The sequence below is a fragment of the Nostoc sp. CHAB 5715 genome (assembly GCF_020829685.1).
In the GTDB taxonomy this organism is placed as follows: domain Bacteria; phylum Cyanobacteriota; class Cyanobacteriia; order Cyanobacteriales; family Nostocaceae; genus Nostoc.
Genome location: NZ_JAIVFR010000575.1, coordinates 1 through 4,976, shown reverse-complemented (window position 1 = coordinate 4,976; position 4,976 = coordinate 1). Strand labels below are relative to the sequence as shown.

At 41.3% G+C, this 4,976-nt stretch carries 4 protein-coding genes and 2 pseudogenes; all 6 read left to right on the top strand.

Annotation, left to right across the window (positions count from 1 at the left end):
* Positions 1-84: 84 nt before the first annotated feature.
* Positions 85-1,389 (top strand): annotated as a pseudogene (locus tag LC574_RS26470) (pentapeptide repeat-containing protein); the annotation flags it as partial.
* Complete coding sequence (gene pstA / locus LC574_RS26465) at positions 1,381-2,286, top strand: phosphate ABC transporter permease PstA (protein ID WP_229456545.1); 906 nt, start codon at positions 1,381-1,383, stop codon at positions 2,284-2,286. The pseudogene LC574_RS26470 and the gene pstA, both read left to right, overlap by 9 nt.
* Positions 2,287-2,338: 52 nt before the next feature.
* On the top strand, positions 2,339-3,166 hold the full coding sequence (gene pstB, locus LC574_RS26460) for a phosphate ABC transporter ATP-binding protein PstB (RefSeq protein ID WP_229456543.1): 828 nt from the start codon (positions 2,339-2,341) through the stop codon (positions 3,164-3,166).
* Positions 3,167-3,554: 388 nt separating this feature from the next.
* Positions 3,555-3,779 carry a hypothetical protein gene (locus LC574_RS26455; protein WP_229456541.1) on the top strand — a complete coding sequence of 75 codons (225 nt, stop codon included), beginning with the start codon at positions 3,555-3,557 and terminating at the stop codon, positions 3,777-3,779.
* 268 nt (positions 3,780-4,047) lie between these two features.
* A complete protein-coding gene (locus tag LC574_RS26450; protein WP_229456539.1) occupies positions 4,048-4,473 on the top strand; it encodes a hypothetical protein in 426 nt (141 codons plus the stop codon).
* Between the two features lie 118 nt (positions 4,474-4,591).
* Positions 4,592-4,976: pseudogene (locus LC574_RS26445) on the top strand (single-stranded-DNA-specific exonuclease RecJ); the annotation flags it as partial.

Genomic DNA, 4,976 nt, shown 5'->3' with positions numbered 1-4,976 from the left:
ATCCCAATATTCATTTTTGATTTTGACATTCCGTTTTTTATGACTTTACCAATTATTAAAGTTGGCATCCAAGGGGTAGCATCGATGACTGTAGAGGAATTACTGGAACAATACGCGGCAGGAGTCTTAAATTTTAATGGTGTTAACCTCTCGGAAGCTAACCTGAGTGGGGCGAAACTCAGTGGCGTAAATCTTAGCGATGCTAATTTGAGTATAGTCAACCTGAGCGGCGCAAATCTGAGTGAAGCTAACTTGAGCAATGCCTTGCTGAATGTAGCAAGACTGAGTGGCGCAAATTTATGTAGCGCCATCTTAAATAACGCCAGTCTCAACGTCGCTAATTTGATTCGAGCGGATCTGTCCCGCGCTCAACTTCGAGGAACCTCATTGATCCGCGCCGAATTAATTCGTGCTGATCTCAGTCGCGCCGATCTGTTGGAGGCTAACCTCACCAGTGCCGATCTGCGGGAGGCGACACTCCGCCAAGCGAATCTCCGTCAGGCTAACTTGAGTGAGGCCCTATTGAAAGGCGCTTCCTTGACGGGAGCCAACTTAGAGATGGCTAACTTAAATGCCAGTGACCTCAGTCATTCTGACATTAGCGGCGCAAATTTGCGAGATGCCGAACTCAGACAAGCGAATCTCAGCCATGCTAACTTGAGCGGAGCAGATTTGAGCGGCGCGAACCTCCGGTGGGCAGATTTGAGCGGCGCAAATCTCCGGTGGGCAGATTTGAGCGGCGCAAAATTGAGCGGGGCTACTTTAATTGGCGCAGATTTAAGCAATGCCAATTTAACGAATACAATTTTCATCCACGCCGATTTAACTCAGACAAAATTAATCAGAGCGGAATGGATTGGTGCTGACTTAACAGGAGCAACATTAACTGGGGCAAAACTTTATGCCACCTCCAGGTTTGGTTTAAAAACCGAAGGCATGATTTGTGAATGGGTTGATCTTAGCCCCGCAGGCGATCGCTCCATTATCCAAAACTTCCATTCCCAAGAGTCACGAGATTTTTTTAACGAAACACCGCCAACAATCCGAATTATTGTTGATGCCCCCATAGAACACGAAGCCAATTTTGCTCTTGCTGGCGCTTATTATCAAATTGCTCTAGAATATCGGGGGCTGAAACAACCTCCAAGCATGGAAAGTGGGCCCCGTCGAACTGTTTTCACATTTCATGTAGATAGCGACGAAGCATTATTTTCCACTGCTTACATTGTGATTCTTCCCTTTCTAGATGCGGTATCTACCCAAAAAAATATTTCCAGGATGGTGGAAATGATTAACAATGAAGTTATTACAAACCAAAATTTAAAATCGCTAAAATCACCCCGAATCGTGAAAGAATTAAATATTCTTGTAGAGCAAGCGATGAGTCAGACTACAACTTTTCAAAGAGATGATTCTCTAGATTCGGCGGCAGAATTTACCGAGAATGTTGAAAGTAGGGAGACATTAGGAAAAGTATTTGAAGTAATTTTTTTGTTAGGATTGCTAATTGGTTTATTTATCCTAGCATTGCTACTTTTTGATATTTTGAAAGACGGATTAGCCAGATTTGTAACACCTGGTTTTCTCACAGAAACTCCTTCTCGTTTTCCTGACCAAGGTGGTATTCGTCCTGCAATTATCAGTAGCGTTCTTCTGGGAACTGTTGTAATTTTGGTTACTGTCCCCATTGGTGTCGGAGCAGCTTTATATCTAGAAGAGTATGCACCTAAAGCTTGGTGGACAGCGATTATTGAGATTAATATCAGTAATCTGGCGGGAGTACCTTCTATTGTCTATGGATTGCTGGGTTTAGGAGTTTTCAATTATTTGCTTGGGTTCGGCCCCGCTTTGGTTTCTGGTGCATTAACTTTATCTTTGTTGTCGTTACCAGTAATTATTGTGACAGCTAGAGAAGCAATTCGCGCCGTCCCAGATTCCCTGAGAAATGCTTCTTATGGATTAGGTGTCACTAAATGGCGAACTATCAGGAGTCACGTTTTACCATATGCTGTTCCTGGTATTTTGACAGGGGTAATTATCTCTGTATCCCGTGCAATTGGTGATGCAGCGTCATTAATTGTTGTAGGTGCTGTGGGTTTTCTCACCTTTAACCCTGGTTTGTTCCAGAGATTTATGGCATTACCCATTCAAATTTACAGTTACATTACTCGTCCTGAACCAGGTTTTGCTAATGCAGCAGCAGCGACAATTATTGCGTTGTTACTCTTGATTTTAGTTTTAAATGGTGTAGCCATTTATATCCGCCAACGCTTTTCAATACGCTAGATAATTAAATATCTAATTGGATATATTCACGGTTATTAGGAGATACGCTTTCATGACTTATAGCAACAGTAAAAGTAAATTAGATGGTGCCACAATCGACCACGAGAATAGCGTCTTCAATGTTGAAGGAGTGAAGGTCTACTATGGGGAATTTTTGGCACTTTTAGATGTCTACTTAAAGATTCCTGCAAAACAAATTATTGCTTTTATTGGGCCTTCAGGATGTGGTAAAAGTACCTTACTACGTTGCTTCAACCGGATGAATGATTTAATCCCTGGAGCTAAAGTTGAGGGTAGACTGAATTACCGCGATCGCAATATATACGATCCTAAGATAAATTCTGTAAAATTACGCCGCCAAGTCGGAATGGTTTTTCAAAGACCGAATCCTTTCCCCAAGTCAATATACGAAAATATTTCCTTTGGGCCGCGTGCTAACGGTTATAAAGGTAACGTTGATGAATTGGTGGAAGATTCCCTTAGACGCGCTGCTATCTGGGATGAAGTCAAGGATAAACTTAAAGAGAAGGGTACTGCGTTATCTGGCGGACAACAGCAACGACTTTGCATTGCTCGTGCGATCGCCATGAAACCAGATGTATTATTAATGGATGAACCATGTTCTGCTCTCGACCCAATTTCTAGCCGCCAAGTAGAAGAACTCTGCTTAGAACTCAAGCAGCAATACACCATTATTATGGTGACACACAATATGCAGCAAGCCTCTAGAGTCGCAGATTTCACCGCTTTCTTCAATACAGAAATTGACGAGCATGGTAAACGTCGCGGAAAATTAGTTGAGTTTAATCCTACAGCGCAAATGTTCAGTTCTCCTCAAACCAAAGAAGCTGAAGATTATATCAGTGGACGTTTCGGTTAAAGAGATATCACAGGGGAAGGAGAAAGGTAAAAGCCAAGTTTAGTTGTGAGCTAGTATTATTCTTTTGCCCTTTAACTTTTCCCTCCCGTACAAACTTAGACTAGGTAATATAGCGGTTCTCAATTGCATGAAATACAGACCTAACCCCCAGCTCCTTCCCTGCTAGCGTTGGGGAGTAAGACTTCCATTCGAGAAGCGCTATATATATACATCTAACCATGATAGGACTTACGCAAAAATTGCCAAAAAGCTTAATTTACCGAACCGCCCTTCGGGTTCACCAGTCGCCTACGGCGGGAAACCCGCCTACAGCGCTGGTTCACCAAGACGCCAAGAACGCCAAGCATCGTAGAGTGTGCGTAAGTCCTACATGAATAAAAGGCATACAGTGGAAATTCAAGAATTAAAAGCATTGATTAAAGAAACTATGCGTGAAGTTCTGCAAGAAGAAAGACTTCGCCTCTGCCAAATTCTTATTCCTTACATAAGTGATGATGAGCAACGCGAACTTGAAGCCGAATTTGGTCTACCTTCAGATGATGCTGAGGATGAAGTAATTGATATGACCGATTGGGTAAGATATGGCAATAAAATTTCGCAAGAAAGCGATTAAATTTTTAGAAGTTTATAAAAAATAATTCGTAATTAGGAATAAGAATTAAATAACATACAATTTATGTCCCTGGCTTACCTCACCCTCAATCCCTCTCCTTATAAAGGAGAGGGAAGCTAGATAGTTGATGAAGTTTTGCATTTTATTTAATCCACTTTCCTTAGTAATTTAATAACTGGGAATTACCAAAGTAATTCTGGAAAATATACTGAGGCTTGATAGTACTTAATTACAGTAACATTTAAGTCTAGTACTTATATTGTGTATTATGTTTAAGCAACTGTCATTTGCTTTAGTTGCAGCTACCGTTATAGTTGTATCAATTAATAATCCGAGTGCTACTTTAGCTAGAACTTGTGCCTCTAAGTGTGGGTCGCATCCAATTCAGTTTACACCTGGGCAACATATCCGGGTTGAAGTTATTAATAGCACACCCAACCTGATAAAAATCCAAAAACCCTCTGGGACTGATGCAATATCCTTGAGTCCAGGACAGAAATTAAGTTTAGAACAAATAGAGGGTACAGAGCCAAATACATCTTTGATATTTTGGAGCGAAAAGGGTTTATCACTGCAAGCAATTATCTCCAAACCCAACTTTGGTACATTGCGGCTCGAACTTCGTCCGACTTTGCGCTCTCCAGGCGATCGCTCGTTATATATTATGGATGATGGTAGGATAAACGTGTTTTAACAGAAATGTTAGGAGTTAGGAGTTATGAGTTAAGAGTTATGAGTTAAGAAATAACTTTTAATTAAAAACTCCTAATTTATAACTTCTAACTCCTAACTTCTAACTCCTAACTTGTATTGTGCTAGACCGACCTGTATCTGAACTATCAAAGCCTCGCAGGTGTTTACCCGATCAGCGCTGGCAAATTTATCCACAAAAACCAGAATTTGCCCAAAATCTGGCAGCTTTGACAAACATTTCACCCATTGTCAGCCAGTTGTTGATTAATCGGGGTATGGAAACACCAGAACAGGTACGGACATTTTTAAATCCAGAATCTTTAGTTTTGCCTTCGCCGTTAGAAGATTTCCCAGATTTGGCGATTAGTTTGGAGTTGTTGCAAAATGCGATCGCTTCTCAAACAAAAATTGCTATTTGTGGTGACTACGATGCTGATGGAATGACCAGCACTGCTCTACTTTTACGTAGTCTCCGTACTTTAGGCGCACAAGTAGATTATGCTA

Coding starts and splice junctions, on each gene's coding strand:
- pstA (WP_229456545.1), top strand. CDS start 1,381: ATGAGTCAGACTACAACTTTTCAAAGAGATGATTCTCTAGATTCGGCG.
- pstB (WP_229456543.1), top strand. CDS start 2,339: ATGACTTATAGCAACAGTAAAAGTAAATTAGATGGTGCCACAATCGAC.
- LC574_RS26450 (WP_229456539.1), top strand. CDS start 4,048: ATGTTTAAGCAACTGTCATTTGCTTTAGTTGCAGCTACCGTTATAGTT.